This window comes from Flavobacterium daejeonense DSM 17708, assembly GCF_000425425.1.
In the GTDB taxonomy this organism is placed as follows: Bacteria; Bacteroidota; Bacteroidia; order Flavobacteriales; family Flavobacteriaceae; genus Flavobacterium; species Flavobacterium daejeonense.
On record NZ_AUDK01000004.1, the window covers coordinates 99,811 to 118,882 of the forward strand.

18 protein-coding genes are annotated in these 19,072 nt (G+C 34.0%); 12 read left to right on the top strand and 6 right to left on the bottom strand.

Going from position 1 to position 19,072, the window contains the following annotated elements; translation table 11 throughout:
* Window positions 1-25 precede the first annotated feature (25 nt).
* The 5 genes from H599_RS0105095 to htpG form a co-directional block, all read right to left on the bottom strand.
* Entirely contained in the window at window positions 26-649 is a 624-nt protein-coding gene (locus H599_RS0105095) for a hypothetical protein (protein WP_026713137.1), read from the bottom strand.
* Between the two features lie 117 nt (window positions 650-766).
* Complete coding sequence (locus H599_RS0105100; protein WP_026713138.1) at window positions 767-1,291, bottom strand: hypothetical protein; 525 nt, start codon at window positions 1,289-1,291, stop codon at window positions 767-769.
* Window positions 1,292-1,349: 58 nt separating this feature from the next.
* The gene (locus tag H599_RS0105105) at window positions 1,350-1,655 is read right to left on the bottom strand and encodes a GIY-YIG nuclease family protein (protein WP_026713139.1); all 306 of its coding nucleotides are present in this window, start codon (window positions 1,653-1,655) and stop codon (window positions 1,350-1,352) included.
* A 202-nt stretch (window positions 1,656-1,857) separates the two neighbouring features.
* Window positions 1,858-2,385 (bottom strand): hypothetical protein, encoded by a 528-nt coding sequence (locus H599_RS0105110; protein ID WP_026713140.1) that lies wholly within the window; start codon window positions 2,383-2,385, stop codon window positions 1,858-1,860.
* 160 nt (window positions 2,386-2,545) lie between these two features.
* The gene (gene htpG / locus H599_RS0105115) at window positions 2,546-4,444 is read right to left on the bottom strand and encodes a molecular chaperone HtpG (protein ID WP_026713141.1); all 1,899 of its coding nucleotides are present in this window, start codon (window positions 4,442-4,444) and stop codon (window positions 2,546-2,548) included.
* Between the two features lie 180 nt (window positions 4,445-4,624).
* On the opposite strand from htpG, the gene H599_RS0105120 reads away from it, so the two are divergent.
* The 5 genes from H599_RS0105120 (at window position 4,625) to H599_RS0105140 (ending at window position 8,524) form a co-directional block, all read left to right on the top strand.
* Window positions 4,625-5,101 (top strand): lipocalin family protein, encoded by a 477-nt coding sequence (locus H599_RS0105120; RefSeq protein ID WP_026713142.1) that lies wholly within the window; start codon window positions 4,625-4,627, stop codon window positions 5,099-5,101.
* Between the two features lie 34 nt (window positions 5,102-5,135).
* A complete protein-coding gene (locus tag H599_RS0105125; RefSeq protein ID WP_026713143.1) occupies window positions 5,136-5,831 on the top strand; it encodes an OmpA family protein in 696 nt (231 codons plus the stop codon).
* Between the two features lie 230 nt (window positions 5,832-6,061).
* A complete protein-coding gene (locus tag H599_RS0105130) occupies window positions 6,062-7,009 on the top strand; it encodes an ABC transporter ATP-binding protein (protein ID WP_026713144.1) in 948 nt (315 codons plus the stop codon).
* A gap of 89 nt (window positions 7,010-7,098) precedes the next feature.
* Window positions 7,099-7,431: a YegP family protein gene (locus H599_RS0105135; RefSeq protein ID WP_026713145.1), complete on the top strand. Its 333-nt coding sequence runs from the start codon at window positions 7,099-7,101 to the stop codon at window positions 7,429-7,431.
* Window positions 7,432-7,516: 85 nt separating this feature from the next.
* The gene (locus H599_RS0105140; protein ID WP_026713146.1) at window positions 7,517-8,524 is read left to right on the top strand and encodes a 3-oxoacyl-ACP synthase III family protein; all 1,008 of its coding nucleotides are present in this window, start codon (window positions 7,517-7,519) and stop codon (window positions 8,522-8,524) included.
* Window positions 8,525-8,605: 81 nt separating this feature from the next.
* Here H599_RS0105140 and H599_RS0105145 read toward each other — a convergent pair whose 3' ends face one another.
* Complete coding sequence (locus H599_RS0105145; RefSeq protein WP_026713147.1) at window positions 8,606-10,972, bottom strand: outer membrane beta-barrel family protein; 2,367 nt, start codon at window positions 10,970-10,972, stop codon at window positions 8,606-8,608.
* A gap of 216 nt (window positions 10,973-11,188) precedes the next feature.
* On the opposite strand from H599_RS0105145, the gene argS reads away from it, so the two are divergent.
* From argS to H599_RS0105180, 7 genes are all read left to right on the top strand, one after another.
* Window positions 11,189-12,967 carry an arginine--tRNA ligase gene (gene argS, locus H599_RS0105150; RefSeq protein ID WP_026713148.1) on the top strand — a complete coding sequence of 593 codons (1,779 nt, stop codon included), beginning with the start codon at window positions 11,189-11,191 and terminating at the stop codon, window positions 12,965-12,967.
* A 138-nt stretch (window positions 12,968-13,105) separates the two neighbouring features.
* Window positions 13,106-14,464, top strand: coding sequence for a signal recognition particle protein (gene ffh, locus H599_RS0105155; RefSeq protein WP_026713149.1), 1,359 nt, complete (start codon window positions 13,106-13,108; stop codon window positions 14,462-14,464).
* A 65-nt stretch (window positions 14,465-14,529) separates the two neighbouring features.
* A complete protein-coding gene (locus H599_RS0105160) occupies window positions 14,530-15,411 on the top strand; it encodes a bifunctional 5,10-methylenetetrahydrofolate dehydrogenase/5,10-methenyltetrahydrofolate cyclohydrolase (RefSeq protein WP_026713150.1) in 882 nt (293 codons plus the stop codon).
* A 233-nt stretch (window positions 15,412-15,644) separates the two neighbouring features.
* Complete coding sequence (locus H599_RS0105165; RefSeq protein WP_026713151.1) at window positions 15,645-16,571, top strand: magnesium transporter CorA family protein; 927 nt, start codon at window positions 15,645-15,647, stop codon at window positions 16,569-16,571.
* A 118-nt stretch (window positions 16,572-16,689) separates the two neighbouring features.
* Window positions 16,690-17,304: a hypothetical protein gene (locus tag H599_RS0105170; protein ID WP_026713152.1), complete on the top strand. Its 615-nt coding sequence runs from the start codon at window positions 16,690-16,692 to the stop codon at window positions 17,302-17,304.
* Window positions 17,305-17,312: 8 nt separating this feature from the next.
* Window positions 17,313-17,609, top strand: coding sequence for a winged helix-turn-helix domain-containing protein (locus tag H599_RS0105175; RefSeq protein WP_026713153.1), 297 nt, complete (start codon window positions 17,313-17,315; stop codon window positions 17,607-17,609).
* Window positions 17,610-17,662: 53 nt separating this feature from the next.
* On the top strand, window positions 17,663-19,036 hold the full coding sequence (locus H599_RS0105180; RefSeq protein WP_026713154.1) for a DUF4153 domain-containing protein: 1,374 nt from the start codon (window positions 17,663-17,665) through the stop codon (window positions 19,034-19,036).
* Window positions 19,037-19,072 lie beyond the last annotated feature (36 nt).

Consider the following 19,072-nt stretch of genomic DNA (forward strand, 5'->3'; position numbering starts at 1 on the left):
TTTTTCTTTGGTAAGCATTATTTTGTTACTGGTATTTTGGGTAAAAGTCAATTTCTTCCTGTAGGTTGCTTTTAGAATATTGGCGGATTTCTTTAAGACAATTTCCCTTTTCATCTTTGTTGATGCAATGGATTTGTATTTCATCAATCAGACTGTCATTAACAGCTTTGATGCTAATTTTGGAAAGATAGTTATGTTTGTAATCAAAAAATTGTGTGAAAAAAGGAGGGAAGCGGTTTGTTATTTTGGCTATAGTTCCATCAGGATTGTACTGGTAAATGGCTTCGTTTTGTTTGAATTGTTTACGGGTATAACAGCTAATTCGTTCCCTTTGTCCCGGTTTCCATCGGGTTTTGCAATAATAATTTTCTTTGTCCGGATAAGATTCTACCACAAACCATAAACGTTTTTGGGTTTCTTGGATAATATTCCCCAGCGAGTCATTTGTTTTAGAATATTTGATACGTCCGTTTCGGGTAAAAAGGTATTCTTTAGTGTATAAAAGTTTTTTTGAGTTTTGACTGACGCGGTATTTTTTTTCCGTTGCCGATTGTATTCCCTCAGCCCATTGCCTGATGTGAGTGTGTTTTTTTGTGGCACAGGACTGAAAACTTAGCAGAAGAATAAAAAAGCAGCAAATTTTCATCATTACTGGAATTAGTTCAGTACTAATTTAGTGATTTTTAAAATGGTATTGCTGAAAATATTTGCTAATGAATAGCTTATGGATTAGGATTTCGTACTATTAGATTTTTTGATTTGAATTTTATAAGCTTGTAATGCTTTTTATTCGGATTCCAATAAAGCAATCATCCATACAGCCTTTTTCATTATACCCACAAGTTGAAATGAGTCCGTTGTTTTCGGTTTCAAAATATGAAGTGGCATTTTTTCTTTTTATTAGCCAATCCTTTTCTGCCTTAGTATAAATTTCGTCTAATGTCAACGCACTTGCAGCATTTGTGTTTTGGTGACTGTTTATCTCGGTTTCATTTTCGGTCCATGCTAAATCTTCCTGAGGAATGTTTTCCGGTGTTCCTAAGTAGGCAAAATCTCGTTGAATTACGACTCCGTTAGATACAGTAATCGTTGTTTCCCAACCATAAGTTGAAAAGACTGAGCCTCCAGTTACAACATACTGATAAGAATTATCAGATGTTATTTTAAAATCTAACCAGGCGCTTTTGCTTTTCTCAAAATCATTTTGATAATTTAAATCATCGTCATTCGAACAGGAAAATAGAAAAATGTTGATTAGTAAAAGGGTAAGAATGTAAAAAGTTTTTTTCATGGTTGTGTTGTTTGAAGTTTTGTTATGTTGATTTGGATTTTAAATTTATAACTAATTATTATTCAGTCATTATGTCTTTGATTTCGTCAAATAAATCTTTCCATGTAGGATTGATAGATTGAATCAGTTTGTTTTTGGCAGCCCTTGAACCCGCTTTTATTTGTTTTTCTCGGGCTATAGCGTCTTCAATCCATTGAAATTGCTCATAGTAAACTAAGACGTTGACATCGTATCGGGCTGAAAATGATGTTGGGTATTTCTTGTTTTTATGTTCTAAAATTCTTTGTGGAAGATTTGATGTAACTCCAACATAAACTACCGTTTGGTATTTATTGGTAATGATATATACAAATCCTGGTTTCATCTTTTTTTAGTTTTATTGAGTGACTAGCGATGTAATTGTATTTTAGAGACTAGATTTACTCTTGTTAGTGAGATTGCTTCGTTCCTCGCAATGACTTTGCGCCCAGTGTGTCATTGCGAGGAACGAAGCAATCTCATTTAGTAATTCCAAAAAGTTGTTCGTCTTTGTCAGCATGAATAGTATATCCTCGCTATCGATTTTTTTAAATAAAAATATTAGGATTTACTTTTCTAATTTCAGAAGAAACTTCCTCAATTAATTTTGCACAGTCTAATACAAATTCATCATTTACTTCGATTAAAGTTGAAATTTCAGAAACGTCACCTTCATCAAAAAAATATTCTTCGGGTAATTTTATTTTAAAAGTTAATGAACTTGATTTAGCAACTAAAGCATCATAACTTCTTCCTTTTCCATGTTTTAAAATATTAATGGCATTAAAGAAATCTTCAAAACGGTTTTTAAGTTCAGTATTTCCGGTTTCAACTAGAATTTTTTTGGCTTCTTTAAAGCCATTTCCGCAGCTCAAATTGTCTTGTAAAATAGACTCAAACAAAGAAAACATTCCAATTGCTATAATTGCTTTTTGCAATTGAATCATTTGTAAAGTCTTAACAAGATGAGTAGAACTACTTGTCTGTAATTCTTCAATTATTTTAGATTGTATTTCCTCTAATGTTGTCAGCGAAAATGCAGTACTTCTATAAACTAATTCACTAAATTGATGCATGTTTTTAAATTATAATAGCTAAAATTTATTTCATCTTATCTTTTATTGTAAATCAAATATATTAAAATATTCTTACAAAATATAATTCAAATTTATTCATAAAACAAAAAGACCTGCCAGTTTTTACCAGCAGGTCTTTTTAATTCAATTTATTTGATGTTTATTTAATCATCTCAAAACTACGTTTTACAAAAGTAGTTAAAGCTTCACCTTTTAACAGGTTTTGCGATAGTTTAGCTAAATCCAAAGCTTGTTTTACCAAGTGTTTCTGATTTGCTTTGTCTTCAGTGTTTAAAATGGTAGAAGCCAAAGGTGAGTTGGTGTTAATCACCAAATTGTACATTTCCGGCATATTACCCATTCCGAACATTCCGCCACCGCCGGTTTGACTCATTTCTTTCATTCTGCGCATGAATTCCGGTTGCGTAATCATGAACGGAGCCGCCTGACTGTCTAAAGCTTCCAGTTGTACAGTATAAGTTTGTTTATTAACAACCGCTTCCACTGCAGTTTTTAAGTTGTTTTGTTCGTCTTCAGACAATTTAGAAATAGGAGTTTCGTCTTTCTTGATTAAGTTGTCAATATGATCTGAATCGACACGAACGAAAGTAACATTTTGATTGTCGTTTTCTAATTTTTGAATTAAATGTGAAATAATTGGCGAATCTAAAAGTAATACTTCGTATCCTTTTTCTTCGGCAATTTCAATGTAAGAGTGTTGCGCTTCTTTGTTTCCTGCGTATAAAACAACCAATTTACCGTCTTTGTCGGTTTGCTTGTCTTTAAGGTTTTCTTTTAATTCGTCAAGGGTGTAATATTTATCGTTAACTGTTGGATACAATACAAAAGCCCCTGCTTTTTCGTAGAATTTATCTTCCGAAAGCATTCCGTATTCCAAAACGATTTTGATGTCGTTCCATTTGGCTTCAAAATCGGCTCTGTTTTCGTTGAATAAAGATTTTAATTTATCGGCAACTTTACGGGTGATGTAGTTGGAGATTTTTTTCACCGCAGCATCAGCCTGCAATCCGGAACGGGAAACGTTCAACGGAATGTCCGGAGAATCGATAACTCCTTTTAGCATTGTTAAGAATTCAGGAACAATTCCTTCTACGTTATCGGTAACAAAAACCTGATTTTGGTACAATTGGATTTTGTCTTTTTGAATTTGCATATCCGAACCTAATTTAGGGAAATACAAAATTCCTGTTAGGTTGAACGGATAATCTACATTTAAGTGAATGTTGAATAAAGGCTCCTCAAATTGCATTGGATACAATTCGTGGTAGAACGTTTTGTAATCTTCATCATTTAAATCTGAAGGTTGCTTTGTCCAGGCCGGATTTGGGTTGTTGATGATGTTATCTACTTCAACCGTTTCGGTTTTGTAATCTTCCGGAGCGTCTTCTCCCGAAGCTTCGGGATTAGGCAAAGTTTCCGTTCTGGTTCCAAATTTAATTGGAATCGGCATGAACTTATTGTATTTGTTCAATAACTCTCTGATTTTTGAATCTTCTAAGAATTCTAAAGAATCATCAGCAATATGAAGGATAATTTCAGTTCCGCGCTCGGTTTTGTCAGCCGGTTCAAGGGAGAATTCCGGACTTCCGTCGCAAGTCCAGTGTGCTGCCGGTTCGTCTTTGTATGATTTGGTGATGATTTCTACCTTAGAAGCAACCATAAAAGCCGAGTAGAAACCTAAACCAAAATGTCCAATAATTCCGGAATCTTTAGCGGTGTCTTTGTATTTTTCAAGGAATTCTTCAGCACCTGAAAAAGCCAGTTGGTTGATGTATTTTTCTACCTCTTCGGCTGTCATCCCGATTCCCTGATCGATGATGTGTAATTTTTTGCCTTCTTTGTCAACTTTTACCTCAAGAATTGGATTGCCATATTCTACTTTGGCTTCGCCAATGTTGGTCAGGTGTTTTAATTTTAAAGTTGCATCTGTTCCATTCGAAATTAATTCACGTAAAAAGATCTCGTGATCGTTGTATAAGAACTTTTTAATAAGTGGGAAAATATTTTCCACTGACACATTAATTTTTCCAGTTGTCATATTTAAAATTTTTAAAGTGTTTTACAATTTGTTAGGCTTTTATTCAAATAAAATACCAATTTGCTTGAGTGTGACAAAATGTCTTATCCTTAAATTTTATAATAAAATAAGGGGATTATGAAATAAAATTTGTAAGTTAGATTGTATCTTTGCCTAAGTTTAATATAAAAACGATAAATGATGAAAAAAATAATTTTGGTTACAGCAATTGCGCTGGCGTTATTTTCTTGTAAAACATCTTCGGTAACAGCGACTAAATTGGATCGAAACATTCAAACAGGAGTTAAAGGAAACTGGGTAATCAGTTCAGTTTCTTATCCCGGTTCTGACTACATTAAAGTCAATTCTTTTCAATTAGCTGATTCAAAATGTTTTGAAGGAAGTACTTGGAAATTTGTTTCCAATAACAACAAAGGAAATATGGCTTTAACAAAGTACGATTGTCCTGTTTTTAGTTCGCCAATTACCTGGTTTGTAAATAGCAACGGGGAATTTGTAATGAAAATTTTAGATGCTGGCGAAAAAGCTAAAAAAGTAAGAGATGGTTATGTATTGCGTGTGGCTAATTTAACCGAAAGTTCTTTCCAATTGATTGACAGAATTGATGTTGGAGGAAAATTAACTGATGTGGTTTATCAATTTCAACGTGTTAACTAAGCCTTTTTAAAAAATAATAAAAAAACAGAAAGTTATGAAGAATATATCAGTAGTTGCATTAGCTTTAGTAATGGTTTTAGGTTCCCTTTTTACAAGTTGTGAATCGTTAAAAAATACAAATAAAACCCAAAGAGGAGCTGCTATCGGAGCTGCCGGTGGAGCTATTTTAGGAGGGATTTTGGGAAATAACCTTGGAAAAGGTGGAAAAGGAGCTATGGGAGCTGTAATTGGTGGTGTTGTTGGTGGTGTTGCCGGTGGTGTTATTGGTAACAAAATGGACAAACAAGCCAGACAAATTGACCAGGCTATTCCGGGAGCTGACGTAGAACGCGTTGGGGAAGGAATTAAATTAGTTTTAAACGAAAATGCAGTGCGTTTTGATACTAACAAATCGACTTTGACTGCTACTGCCAAAGCTAATTTGGATAAATTAGTAACTGTTTTTAACGAATATCCGGATACTGATATTACTATTTTTGGATATACTGACAGTACAGGTCCTGCTGATTATAACTTAAAATTGTCTGGAGAGCGTGCCACTTCCGTTAAAAATTATTTAATTGGAAAAGGTTTAGCGGGAAGCCGATTCAATATTCAGGGAATGGGAATTGCTGATCCAATTGCAGACAATGGAACTGCCGAGGGAAGAAGCCAAAATCGTCGTGTAGAATTTGCTATCGTAGCAAATGCTAAAATGAAAGCCGACGCTGAAAAAGAAGCCGGAAACTAGTTTTTAGTTTTTTTAAATAATATTGAAGTCGCTCCGTTTTGGAGCGACTTTTTTGTTTTTTACCGCAGATTCGCAAATTTTTTTATATTAATCTGCGAATCTGCGGTAACTTTTTATTTCTTTTCGAGTCTTTTTCCAAAGAGATTTTTTTAAAGATATTTATGATCTTCAATATTTTTTTATATCAAAGAAATCTATCTTTGCACTTTCAAAAAAACATTCATTTTATAATGCTTCAAGTTCAAAATATCTCCTTTGGTTATACTGAAAAACCAGTAGTTCAAAATATCGAATTTTCTGTTCAAAAAGGACAAAACATTGCTGTAATTGGCGAAAGTGGCTGTGGAAAAAGCACTTTGCTAAAATTGATTTACGGTTTGTATGATTTGAATCAGGGACAGATTTTTTGGAATGAAACAAAGGTTTTAGGAACCAGTTTTAATCTGGTACCGGGAATGCCTTTTATGAAATATCTTTCGCAGGATTTTGACCTGATGCCTTATATAACGGTGGCAGAAAATGTGGGCAAATATTTGTCTAATATTCATCCTGAAAAGAAAAAAGCCCGCGTTTGGGAATTACTGGAAATTGTTGAAATGACTGATTATGCCGATGTGAAAGCTAAATATTTGAGCGGAGGGCAGCAGCAGCGTGTAGCTTTGGCGAGAGTTTTGGCTTTGGAACCGGAAGTTTTACTGCTTGACGAACCTTTTAGTCATATTGATAATTTTAGAAAAAATGCGCTGCGGCGTAATTTATTTGCTTATTTAAAAGCGCAGGGAATTACCTGTATTGTGGCTACGCACGACAGTACCGATGCGCTATCTTTTGCCGATGAAACCATTGTGTTGCAAAATGGGAAAATGGTTGATAAAGCCGATTCGTATAATTTGTACAACAATCCAATTAACAAATATGTCGCTTCGCTTTTTGGGGAAGTAAATGAATTGAAATTATCACAACTCATTAATGTAAGTGAAGAAGATGACGAATTGCTTTTGCTTTATCCACATCAGTTAAAAGTGGATGAAAAAGGAATTATGAATGTTTTGGTTAAACAATCGTATTACAAAGGCGGTTATTATTTGATTAAAGCGGTTTTTGATAGAAAAGTTATTTTCTTTGAACATGAAGCTCCTTTAGAATTTAATCAGGAAGTAAATCTGAAGATTTGTTGATTTTTTTCTGAGTTTTCTGTATTTTTTTATTATTTTTAGCTGACATAAGTTTTAATTCTAATTTTAATCCAATTATAAATAAAAAAAATATGGGAAAATTTGTAATTACAAAAAGAACAAATGGCGAGTTTCAGTTTAACCTGAAAGCAGGTAATGGTCAGACAATTTTAGCAAGTGAGGGTTATACAACTCTGGCGGCTTGTGACAACGGAATTGAATCGGTTAGAAAAAATTCTCAGGAAGACGGTCGTTTTGATCGCAAAGAGTCGAAAAACGGGAAGCATTATTTCAATTTGAAAGCCGGAAATGGTCAGATTATTGGAAATAGCGAAATGTATGAGTCGGTTGCAGCTCGGGAAAATGGTATTGAATCGGTTAAGAAAAATGCGCCGGATGCCGCTGTGGATAATCAAACAACTTAGTTAAAACAGAGAATACAGCATTAGAAAACCAGTTTTCAGACTGGTTTTTTTATTATGTTTAGTTTTTAATATAAAAAATTGGAAAATGTATCATTCAAAAATTTCAGGTCTGGGATTTTATGTCCCGGATAATGTGGTAACTAATGACGATTTGTCAAAAATTATAGATACCAATGATGCTTGGATTCAGGAACGCACCGGAATTCAGGAACGTCGGCATATTATAAAAGGAGAAGATACAACCACAACAATGGGCGTAAAAGCGGCCAAGATTGCCATTGAACGCGCCGGAATTGATAAAAAGGACATTGATTTTATCGTTTTTGCAACCTTAAGTCCTGATTATTATTTTCCGGGACCGGGAGTTTTAGTGCAAAGAGATTTAGGATTGCGAACCGTTGGCGCTTTAGATGTACGCAATCAATGTTCCGGATTTGTATATGCGCTTTCAGTTGCTGATCAATATATTAAAACAGGAATGTATAAAAATGTTTTAGTCATTGGTTCAGAGGTGCAATCATCAGGTTTGGATATGACAACCAGAGGAAGAAGTGTTTCTGTTATTTTTGGTGATGGAGCAGGAGCAGCGGTGCTAAGCCGTGAAGAAGATTTGACTAAAGGAATTCTTTCTACCCATTTGCATTCAGAAGGAATCCACGCCGAAGAATTGGTTTTAACCGCTCCCGGAATGGGAGGTCGCTGGGTTAATGATATTTTGGCAGATAATAATCCGGAGGATGAAAGTTATTTTCCGCACATGAACGGGCAATTTGTGTTTAAAAATGCAGTGGTTCGCTTTGCAGAAGTAATCAATGAGGGATTAGAAACCAATAATTTAAGTGTTTCCGATATCGATATGCTGATTCCGCATCAGGCTAATTTGAGAATTTCGCAATACATTCAAAATAAGTTTCAATTGTCAGACGAACAGGTTTTTAATAATATTCAAAAATACGGAAATACTACGGCGGCTTCAGTGCCTATTGCGTTAACAGAAGCCTGGGAACAGGGAAAAATAAAATCAGGAGATACGGTAGTTTTGGCAGCTTTTGGTAGCGGATTTACCTGGGCGAGCGCCATTATTAAGTGGTAGAAACGGAATGATTATAAATCAAAAAAGTCCGAGGCTGGCAGGCTTCGGACTTTTCTTTTGTTGGAATATTTAAAACTACAATTATAACATACCACCACCCTGAACTTCGTTTTGATCTCTGGTTTTTCTTTGTACCGCTTTGTTTTTTCCGCTACCAAATCGGTAATTGAAACCTACATATACTGAACGGCTTTCCCAGTTAAATTGTCCGTTTTGTTCTTTTGGAATTTCGGCTGTGAAACGGTAACGCATTGTTTTAAAGATATCACTGCATTTTAAAGAAATTGTTCCGTTGCCTTTCAATACATTAAGACTGGAGCCTAAATCCATTTTCCACATGGGTTTTCCCATTAATTGCAAGCCTAAATCGCGACCTCTGTACATGCTGAACAATTGGAAACGCAAATTTTTAGATGCTTTAAAGGTATTGTTTATTCGGGCATTGAAAGCAGTTACATTGGCAGAAACCGATTCATCCGAAACCACGCCTCTTATTTTTTTGTGGTAAGCATCCATACTAATATTAGTGCTATACCATTTGGTGAAATCTAAATTGGAAGAAATTTCAAAACCATAAGCATTATTGTCATTCAGATTAGCGTAGGACAAAATTTGTTTCGAAATATCATCCGGATTTTGATATAAAGTTCTGGTGATTTCGGAATTGATACTTCGGAAGAAAACTCCCGTTGTCATAGAACCAATTTTGAGTTTTCGGGTATAATTTAATTCATAAGAATAAGTAAATTGTGGTTGTAAAGACGGATTTCCTTCCGAATCAATTTGCGGAGTACTCCATTCCCGTATTGGATTCAACTGGTTGATGCTCGGGCGATCTACACGTTTTGAAAAGCTTAAATTAAAGCTGTTTTTTTCGCTGGGATTGTAATTTAAAAAGGCCGACGGATAAAAGTTGAAAAGGGTATTGTTGAAAGCAACATCACTTTCGTTTACTTTTTTAAATAATGCATCAGCTTCAAAATATTCTAATCGCGTTCCGGCCTGTGCATTCCATTTTCTCCATTGTTTTGAAAAAGTAGCATAGATGGAATAAATATTTCGGTCGTAACTAAAGGCAGAATTATAAGTATCATCTAACAGAAATTTATTTTTAGTGTTTTCTATTCTGCTTTCTGCACCTAATTCCAGTTTGCTGTTTTCCGAAAGCGGATTAACATAATCCAAATTAATCAAAGTATTGTTGCCTTTGATGCTGATGTAATTCGTTCTGGGATCGCTGTAAAAAGCGTCTTCTTTGTTGTTTCCGTTGTTTTGATTAATTTCTAATTCAAGTGTGTGGCCTTCTTTTTTAAAGTTGGTTTTATAATCAAGATTATAAGTTTGCCAATGGTTGTTTACTTTGTTGTTGAATAATTGACGGATATCAGCTTTATTAGGGGCAACAAAATCAATTTTGGTGTCCGAATTTCCATGAGCCAGATTGAAATTTTGATTGGTGTAGAAAGAAATGGTGTTTTTTTCGTTCCAATAAAAATCAAAACCTAATTTGGCTAAATGAGAGCTATTTTGATCTATAAAACGGTAGTCTTGAAAATCCTCCAGTTCGGCTTCGGTTGTGTTTATATGACCATAATTAGTGTATTTGCCATGATTGAATCCGTAATTAGCAAACCAGTTTATTTTTCCTTTTTTATAATTTACATCAAAAGACGAATTTACTTTTGGAGTTATAGCAAATGTAAGTCCGTTGTTGATACTTCCGTTAAAACCAATTTTGCTGTTTTTGTTCAGCACAATATTAATCATTCCGCTCATTCCTTCCGGATTGTATTTGGCCGAAGGATTGGTAATCAGCTCTATTTGCTTGATAGAAGAAGAAGGAATTTGTTGTAATAACTGAGCCGCATCAATATTAGTAGGTTTTCCGTCAATAAGAATTTTTACATTCGAATTTCCTCTTAAACTGATAGCGTTAGTTTGCGGATCAACGCTCACCGAAGGAATATTGTTCATGATTTCAGATGCGGTGGCACCAGCAGAAATCAAATCTTTGCCGACGTTAATTACTTTTCGGTCAATTTTTTGTTCAATAATCGATTTTTCGCTTACAATTTCAACACTTTTTAGTTCTATGGCATCTTCCTCTATGGCAATGGTGTTTAGGTTTAAGTTTCTGTTGTTTGTTGAGAGAAAGATAGTTTTAGTAATCGTTTTATATCCCATAAACTGAATTTGTACTTCATATTGTTTTAACTCCAGATTTTTAATTAAGAATATTCCTTTTTCAGAAGTAACGCCGCCTGTAACAACTTTACCGTTATCCTGAATAATAATGTTTACAAAAGGAAGCGGTTCGTTCGTTTTTTTATCGATCACCTTTCCTGAAATACTGCCCAGAAGATCCAGTTCACTTGGCTGAATCGAATTTTGTGCTCCCATAGTAATCATATTACCAAAGAGACAGATTAAGATAAGTTTTATTTTCATGGTTTTGTTTTTTTAGATTAACAGTTTAGTTGATAATGCAAATATATATCTTTTGGATAATACTTTGCAATACATAGTACTGTTTTTTATAAAAAAATATAATCTTACAAATTTTTATAAGAAATGCTTTGGAATAATGGAAATTTATCTTGTTTTCCAATTTTCAAATCGCTACATAATGACTATCTTTGCGCACTTTATAAATTCAAAGACAAAATGACATTATCACAAGCGCTTACGCCATCTATAAAAAAAGCGATTCAGGATTTATTTGATGTAACAATCGATAAAGTTGAATTTCAGGCTACACGTAAGGAATTTGAGGGAGATATTACGATGGTAATTTTTCCTTTGTTGAAAATCATAAAAAGCAATCCGGTAGAATTAGGAAATAAAATTGGAAACTATTTAGTAGAAAATGTGGCTGAGGTGGCCAAGTTTAATGTGGTTTCGGGGTTTTTAAACATCGTGATTTCGGATGCTTATTATTTGAATTTTTTCAACGGAATTAAAGATAGTGTAAAATATGGTTTTGTAACGCCAAATCCTGAAGAGAAAGCGGTGATGGTGGAATATTCTTCACCAAATACGAATAAACCATTGCATTTAGGTCACGTTAGAAATAATTTATTGGGTTATTCGGTAGCCGAAATTATCAAGGCTTCCGGTAAAAAAGTCTATAAAACCCAAATCATTAACGACAGAGGAATTCATATTTGTAAGTCAATGTTGGCCTGGCAAAAATTTGGTAAAGACCAAACACCGGAATCAACCGTATTGAAAGGAGATAAATTGGTTGGGAATTTTTATGTGGCTTTTGATAAAGCCTACAAAGAGGAAATCAACCAATTAATGGCTGAAGGGAAAACGGAAGAAGAAGCTAAGAAACAAGCGCCTATTATTCTGGAAGCACAGGAAATGCTTCGCAAATGGGAAGCTGGTGATGCAGAAGTGGTTGCACTTTGGAAAACCATGAACCAATGGGTTTATGATGGTTTTGCGGAAACCTATAAGAATTTAGGTGTTGATTTTGATAGTTATTACTACGAAAGCAATACTTATTTGTTAGGAAAAGATGTGGTTCAAATTGGGTTAGAAAAAGGAATTTTTGAAAAAGATCCTGATGGTTCGGTTTGGATTGATTTGACAGATGAAGGTTTAGACCGTAAAATTGTGTTACGTTCAGACGGAACAGCCGTTTATATGACTCAGGATATTGGAACAGCTATTCAACGTGTGAAAGACATGCCGGATGTAGGAGGAATGGTTTACACCGTTGGAAATGAGCAGGATTACCACTTTAAAGTGTTGTTTTTAATTCTGAAAAAATTAGGATTTGACTGGGCAGATAATCTTTTTCATCTTTCCTACGGAATGGTTGATTTGCCTTCCGGAAAAATGAAATCCCGTGAAGGAACTGTGGTCGATGCTGATGATTTAATGAAAGATATGAGTGATACGGCTCAGCAAATTTCGGAGGAATTAGGGAAACTGGACGGTTATTCAGAAGGAGAAAAAGCCCGATTGTATAAAACTATCGGAATGGGGGCTTTGAAATATTATATTTTGAAAGTAGATCCTAAAAAACGTATTCTTTTCAACCCGGAGGAATCGGTTGATTTTGCCGGAAATACAGGGCCTTTTATTCAATATACTTATGCCCGTATTCAGTCAATTATAAGAAAAGCTGATTTTGATTTTTCGAATGTTTCAAAAATTGAAACCCTGCACGAGAAAGAAAAAGAACTAATAAAACAATTAGAGTTGTTCCCTGAAGTAATTCAAAATGCGGCTCAAAATCACAGTCCGGCGTTGATTGCTAATTATACTTATGATTTAGTAAAAGAATATAATTCGTTCTATCAGGCAGTGCCAATTTTGGGAGAAGCTGATTTAGAAGTGAAAATCTTCCGTGTGCAGTTATCCAAAAGAGTAGCGGATACGATTGCCGACGCTTTCCGTTTGTTAGGAATTAATGTTCCGGAGAGAATGTAAAAACAGTAGGGAAACGACTTTGAAAAGGAGTCGTTTTTTGAGTTAAAATAAAGTTTAAAAGCAGCTCAATATTCTAATTATGTAATTGCCTAATTATCTAATTAGTTTATCTTTGCACTTCAATAAAATTTAAAAAACATGTTCGATAATTTAAGCGAAAAATTAGACAAAGCTTTTCATATATTAAAAGGTCACGGTAAAATTACCGAAGTAAACGTTGCTGATACCTTAAAAGAAGTACGTCGTGCCTTATTGGATGCCGATGTGAATTTTAAAATTGCCAAAGATTTTACTGCCAGAGTAAAAGATAAAGCAATAGGTCAGGATGTATTAACTACTTTACAGCCAGGACAATTATTGGTAAAGTTAGTTAAAGATGAACTGACTGAATTAATGGGAGGTGATGTTGCAGGAATCAATTTGCAGGGTTCACCAACAGTGATTTTGATGTCAGGTTTACAAGGTTCCGGTAAGACTACTTTCTCCGGAAAATTGGCTAATTATCTTCAGACAAAAAAGAATAAAAAACCTCTTTTGGTTGCTTGTGATATTTACCGCCCTGCGGCGATTAATCAGTTGCATGTAGTGGGAGACTCTATCGGGGTTGAAGTATATTCAGAACCGGAGAATAAAAATCCTGTTGAAATTGCTCAAAATGCGATTGCTTTTGCCAAAGCCAACGGATTCAACATTGTTATTGTCGATACGGCAGGTCGTTTGGCAGTAGATCAGGAAATGATGGACGAAATTGCCCGTGTTCATAGTGCTATTAAACCACAGGAAACTTTATTCGTGGTAGATTCCATGACAGGTCAGGATGCAGTAAATACAGCGAAAGCTTTCAATGATATTTTGAATTTTGACGGGGTTATCTTAACCAAATTAGATGGTGATACCCGTGGTGGAGCGGCATTGTCTATCAAATCAGTGGTGAACAAACCAATTAAATTTGTCGGAACAGGTGAAAAGATGGATGCTATTGATGTGTTCTATCCGGATCGTATGGCTGAACGTATTTTAGGGATGGGGGACGTTGTTTCTCTGGTTGAAAGAGCTCAGGAGCAATTCAACGAAGAAGAAGCCCGCAAATTACAGAAGAAAATTGCCAAGAATGAATTTGGTTTTGACGATTTCTTAGCTCAGATTCAGCAAGTGAAGAAAATGGGTAACATGAAAGATTTGGTAGGAATGATTCCAGGTGCTTCAAAGGCTATGAAAGATGTTCAGATTGAAGACGATGCTTTCAAACATATTGAAGCAATTATCTATTCGATGACTCCGGCAGAAAGAAAAAAACCGGCTTTGATTGATGTGAAAAGAAAAAATCGTATTGCTAAAGGTTCAGGAACCAAGGTGGAGCAGGTAAATCAGCTGATGAAGCAATTTGATCAAATGAGCAAAATGATGAAAATGATGCAGGGTCCAGGCGGAAAAAACCTGATGAAAATGATGGGCGGAATGAAAGGAATGCCGGGTGGTATGCCGGGAATGAAATAAATTATAAATTATAAATTGTGAGTTTTATGTAACTCATAACTCATAACCTATAACTCAAAATAAAAATGCAAATACTAGACGGAAAAAAAACTTCGGAAGATATTAAAAGAGAAATTGCTGCTGAAGTACAACAAATGAAAGCCAACGGCGAAAAAGTACCTCATTTAGCAGCGGTTATTGTTGGTAATAATGGAGCAAGTTTAACTTATGTAGGAAGTAAAGTTCGTTCTTGTGAGCAAATTGGTTTTGATTCTACGTTAATTGCTTTGCCAGAAGAAACTACTGAAGCAGAATTGTTAGCTAAAATTAAAGATTTGAATCAGGATGACAATTTGGACGGTTATATTGTTCAGTTGCCATTGCCAAAACATATTGACGAAGAAAAAATCCTTCTGGCTATTGATCCGCAAAAAGATGTGGATGGTTTCCATCCAACAAACTTTGGACGTATGGCTTTAGAAATGGAAACTTTCTTGCCAGCGACACCATTTGGAATTATGGAGTTGTTAGAGCGTTATAAAGTAGAAACTTCCGGAAAACATACCGTAGTTATCGGTCGTAGTCATATTGTGGGACGTCCAATGAGTATTTTGATGAGCCGCAAAGGAAATCCTGGTGATTCTACAGTAACTTTGACTCACAGTCGTACTAAGAATTTGGCTGAATTTACTAAAAATGCCGATATTATTATTACGGCTTTAGGAGTGCCGGAATTCTTAAAAGCGGATATGGTTAAGGATGGTGTGGTTATCATTGACGTGGGAATTACCCGTGTTGAAGATGCTTCTAATCCTAAAGGTTATGTAATCAAAGGGGATGTTGATTTTGATGGAGTAAGTCCGAAATCATCTTTCATTACACCAGTTCCTGGAGGAGTAGGGCCTATGACGATTGCTATGTTGTTGAAAAATACACTTTTGGCTCGTAAAATCAGAAGCCGCAAATAATAAAGAATTATTGTTCTATAAAAAGCCTTAAACGCCAAGTTTAAGGCTTTTTTTATCTTAAAAATTGTATAATTTTTTTCAGAAATGCTTTTGTAACAAAATTTAAAGAATACTTTTGCAGCACTTTTAAAAAACAATCCTTCCCAATGGACGATTATTATTCGGAAATAATATATTGATATAGCATTTGAACATTATTCAAAATGCTATTAAACTTTTTATAGCATTTTATAATGAAAGCATTTTACAAAAATAATGACGGATTAATAGAAGTTGAAGCGTGGACTCCTAACTGCTGGATTAACGTAGAATGTCCTACTGAAACAGAAAAAAAATACCTGCTTGATGAGCTTCAGATTCCGGAAGCTTTTTATAATGATATTGAGGATTTAGATGAAAGACCACGTATTGAGGTCGAAAACGGCTGGACATTAATTATTCTTAGAATTCCGGTGAAAAGCAATGATGTTAAATTGCCGTTCCAAACGATACCTGTGGGTATAGTTTTTAAGGGAGAAATTTGTGTTACTGTAAGCTTTCAACAAACAGAAATGCTTACAGATTTTGTGTCTTATACAAAACGTAAACAAATCGATATCAAAGATAATTTTGATTTAGTTTTAAAACTGTTGCTGTCTTCCAGTGTATGGTATTTAAAATACCTGAAACAAGTCAATCAGAAAATAAAATTAGCCGAAAACAATCTTGAAAAGTCTATTAAAAATGAAGAACTACAGGCATTGTTACAAATAGAAAAATGCTTGGTTTTTTTCATGACCTCACTAAAAGGAAATGATATTTTATTACACCGGATTCGAAATATAAAATTGCAAAGAGAAAATTTTGATCCGGAATTGTTAGAAGACGTTGAAATTGAGTTGCGTCAGGCACAGGAAACGACTAATATATACAGCGATATCTTAACAGGTACAATGGATGCTTATGCTTCGGTAATTTCAAATAATATGAACACCATCATGAAACAAATGACTTCCATTTCTATTATATTGATGATTCCTACTTTAATTGCAAGTTTGTATGGAATGAATGTGCCTAATAATTTAGAGAACAATCAATATGGTATATGGATTATTATTCTTATTTCATTTTTGTTGTCTCTTTTTGGAGTGTTCTTGTTCAAAAGAAAGCAATGGTTTTAAGTTGTTTAATACAGTGTTATAGACGGGATTTTAGACTTTTATTTTTTATATTAAAAATAAAATTTTGATTTGCTATTTAAAAATAAAATATAACTTTGTATTTCAAAGTACTTTAATTATGAATCAGAAGCATCAAGAAGATTTAATGCATATACGTTCCATGATGGAGCGTTCTTCCCGATTTATTTCCCTGAGCGGACTTTCAGGTGTTTTTGCAGGGCTTTCTGCTCTTGTTGGCGGTTTGTATGTGTATCAGTTATTGGAAAAGGAAGGTATTGACTTTTTTGAAGAGAAGGGATTTGAATTTTCACATGACTTAATCCTGCAATTAATAATTGTTGGATTGTTGATTTTTGTATTCGCTTTAGGTTTTGGGATTCTTTTTACAGTACGAAAAAGCAAAAAAAATGATTTACCTATCTGGACTTCAACGACAAAAAAGATGTTGTTGAATTTAGCTATTCCATTAGTGGCCGGAGGAGTTTTTTGTTTGGCATTACTTTATCATCAATTCTTTGTTTTGGTAGCTCCTGTTACTTTAATCTTTTACGGTTTAGCATTAGTTAATGCTGAGAAATATACTTTTTCAGATATTAAGTATTTAGGTTTTTGCGAAATTCTTATCGGATGTATTTCTCTTTTTTATTTAGGATACGGTTTGTTGTTTTGGATTTTTGGTTTTGGTATTTTGCACATTGTTTATGGATTAGTAATGTTCAAAAAATACAAATAATTGTACCAATGGGAATGATAGATCAGTTAAATAAAGATTTTGAAAGTCGGGTCAGATTAGGAATAATGTCTGTGCTGATGGTTAATGACTGGGTAGATTTTACTGAAATGAAATCGCTTTTGAATATTACTGACGGTAATTTAGCGAGTCATTCTACCGCTTTGGAAAAAGCACTATATATAGAAGTGAAGAAAGAATTTGTGGGTAAGAAGCCTAAAACTTCTTATCGTGTTACCCAAAACGGGCGTGAAGCTTTTAAAGGGCATTTAGATTGTCTTGAAAAATTGTTGAAATCAAATACTTAAAAAAATTTTATTAATAAACTTTGAAATACAAAGTACTTTTAAATTTAATTATTATGAAAAAAATCCATTTTATTTTGTTGAGCAGTCTGATTTTTATCCTGTTATTTTATAATGAAGGGGTTGGGGTGAATCTGGCTCTTTTTGGTTTAGCTTTAATTGCTTTTATTTGTTATTTCTTTCAGGAAAAATTTTCGCAAAGGCTTCATCTGTTTTTAGTGATTACTTCAGTTTTATCCTGTTTTGCTTTTGCCTGGTATGGCGATTTCGTTTCTTTTTTGGCATTATTTCTTTCGATTGTCTTTTTGCAGTTTAAAGTCCAGGATTCCGGTCTTAAGTTGGTACAGGTTTTTCCATTGATTTTTTTAAATGGGATAACAACATTGGGCCGTGTTTTTATGTTTTCTCAATATTTATCTAAGCGTAAAGTGAATAATAATTTGGCCAAGAAACTGATTGCCTATGGAGTAATTCCTGCAGTTTTTTTAGGTTTGTTTTTTGTGGTTTACTCTTTTGGGAGTAATCATTTTTCATCGCTTTTCACAGATTATTATTTGGATTTGGATGTTTGGCATCTTGTTGTAATTGCCATTTTAGGTTTTTACTTTTCCTTTACTTTTTGGAATTATTGGATTCCTGAAATTTGCTACGAAAAGAATAGCGTTTTGGATAATGATTTTAATAAAAATGAAAGAATAGAAGCAGTTCCTTCATTTTCTTTTCTGGATATCGATTTTGAAAGAAAAAGTGGTGAGATTACGTTGTTTTTATTGAATCTTTTGCTTGTTGTTTTTATTGTGACTTATAATTACGAACAGTTTTTTGAGGCGGTTCAAAAGGCAAAACTTAGTGCCGATACACATGAAAGAGTTAATGCGGTAATTTTTTCAATTATAATGGCCGTTGGTGTGATTCTGTTTTATTTTAAGAGTGGTTTTAATTTTGATGTAAAAGCGAATTCACTTAAAAAGTTAGCTAAAATTTGGATTGTTTTAAATGCAGTTCTGATCGTCAGTACATTAATTAAAAACGCTGAATATGTTTCTTATTATGGATTGACATATAAGAGGTTAGGGGTTTGTGTCTTTTTAATTTTAGCTATAATTGGCTTGTTTTTTTCTTTTACAAAAATCATCAGGCAAAAGACAAATGCTTTCTTGTTCAATCAAATGGTTTGGTATTGTTACGGAACAATTTTATTATGCAGTTATGTAAACTGGGGTAATTTGATTACGCATTATAATATCGCTGTAAATAAAGGAGTGGATCCTAATTTTTTGCGAAGTTTGAATTATAATGATAATTTGAGAAACGCTTTTTTTGAAGAAGAAAATATCGAAGATGTTTGGGTCAATTATGATTTAAATAAAAATAAAAAGGCTACTTTTTTATCTAAAGCGCTTTATTATGAGTTTGTTGAAACAGAATAGATACAAAAAAATCTCATTCGTAAAAGAATGGGATTT

What these genes read in the sequence shown, in the direction of transcription:
- H599_RS0105095 (WP_026713137.1), bottom strand. Translation starts at nt 649, where the DNA reads ATGATGAAAATTTGCTGCTTTTTTATTCTTCTGCTAAGTTTTCAGTCC.
- H599_RS0105100 (WP_026713138.1), bottom strand. Translation starts at nt 1,291, where the DNA reads ATGAAAAAAACTTTTTACATTCTTACCCTTTTACTAATCAACATTTTT.
- H599_RS0105105 (WP_026713139.1), bottom strand. Translation starts at nt 1,655, where the DNA reads ATGAAACCAGGATTTGTATATATCATTACCAATAAATACCAAACGGTA.
- H599_RS0105110 (WP_026713140.1), bottom strand. Translation starts at nt 2,385, where the DNA reads ATGCATCAATTTAGTGAATTAGTTTATAGAAGTACTGCATTTTCGCTG.
- htpG (WP_026713141.1), bottom strand. Translation starts at nt 4,444, where the DNA reads ATGACAACTGGAAAAATTAATGTGTCAGTGGAAAATATTTTCCCACTT.
- H599_RS0105120 (WP_026713142.1), top strand. Translation starts at nt 4,625, where the DNA reads ATGAAAAAAATAATTTTGGTTACAGCAATTGCGCTGGCGTTATTTTCT.
- H599_RS0105125 (WP_026713143.1), top strand. Translation starts at nt 5,136, where the DNA reads ATGAAGAATATATCAGTAGTTGCATTAGCTTTAGTAATGGTTTTAGGT.
- H599_RS0105130 (WP_026713144.1), top strand. Translation starts at nt 6,062, where the DNA reads ATGCTTCAAGTTCAAAATATCTCCTTTGGTTATACTGAAAAACCAGTA.
- H599_RS0105135 (WP_026713145.1), top strand. Translation starts at nt 7,099, where the DNA reads ATGGGAAAATTTGTAATTACAAAAAGAACAAATGGCGAGTTTCAGTTT.
- H599_RS0105140 (WP_026713146.1), top strand. Translation starts at nt 7,517, where the DNA reads ATGTATCATTCAAAAATTTCAGGTCTGGGATTTTATGTCCCGGATAAT.
- H599_RS0105145 (WP_026713147.1), bottom strand. Translation starts at nt 10,972, where the DNA reads ATGAAAATAAAACTTATCTTAATCTGTCTCTTTGGTAATATGATTACT.
- argS (WP_026713148.1), top strand. Translation starts at nt 11,189, where the DNA reads ATGACATTATCACAAGCGCTTACGCCATCTATAAAAAAAGCGATTCAG.
- ffh (WP_026713149.1), top strand. Translation starts at nt 13,106, where the DNA reads ATGTTCGATAATTTAAGCGAAAAATTAGACAAAGCTTTTCATATATTA.
- H599_RS0105160 (WP_026713150.1), top strand. Translation starts at nt 14,530, where the DNA reads ATGCAAATACTAGACGGAAAAAAAACTTCGGAAGATATTAAAAGAGAA.
- H599_RS0105165 (WP_026713151.1), top strand. Translation starts at nt 15,645, where the DNA reads ATGAAAGCATTTTACAAAAATAATGACGGATTAATAGAAGTTGAAGCG.
- H599_RS0105170 (WP_026713152.1), top strand. Translation starts at nt 16,690, where the DNA reads ATGAATCAGAAGCATCAAGAAGATTTAATGCATATACGTTCCATGATG.
- H599_RS0105175 (WP_026713153.1), top strand. Translation starts at nt 17,313, where the DNA reads ATGGGAATGATAGATCAGTTAAATAAAGATTTTGAAAGTCGGGTCAGA.
- H599_RS0105180 (WP_026713154.1), top strand. Translation starts at nt 17,663, where the DNA reads ATGAAAAAAATCCATTTTATTTTGTTGAGCAGTCTGATTTTTATCCTG.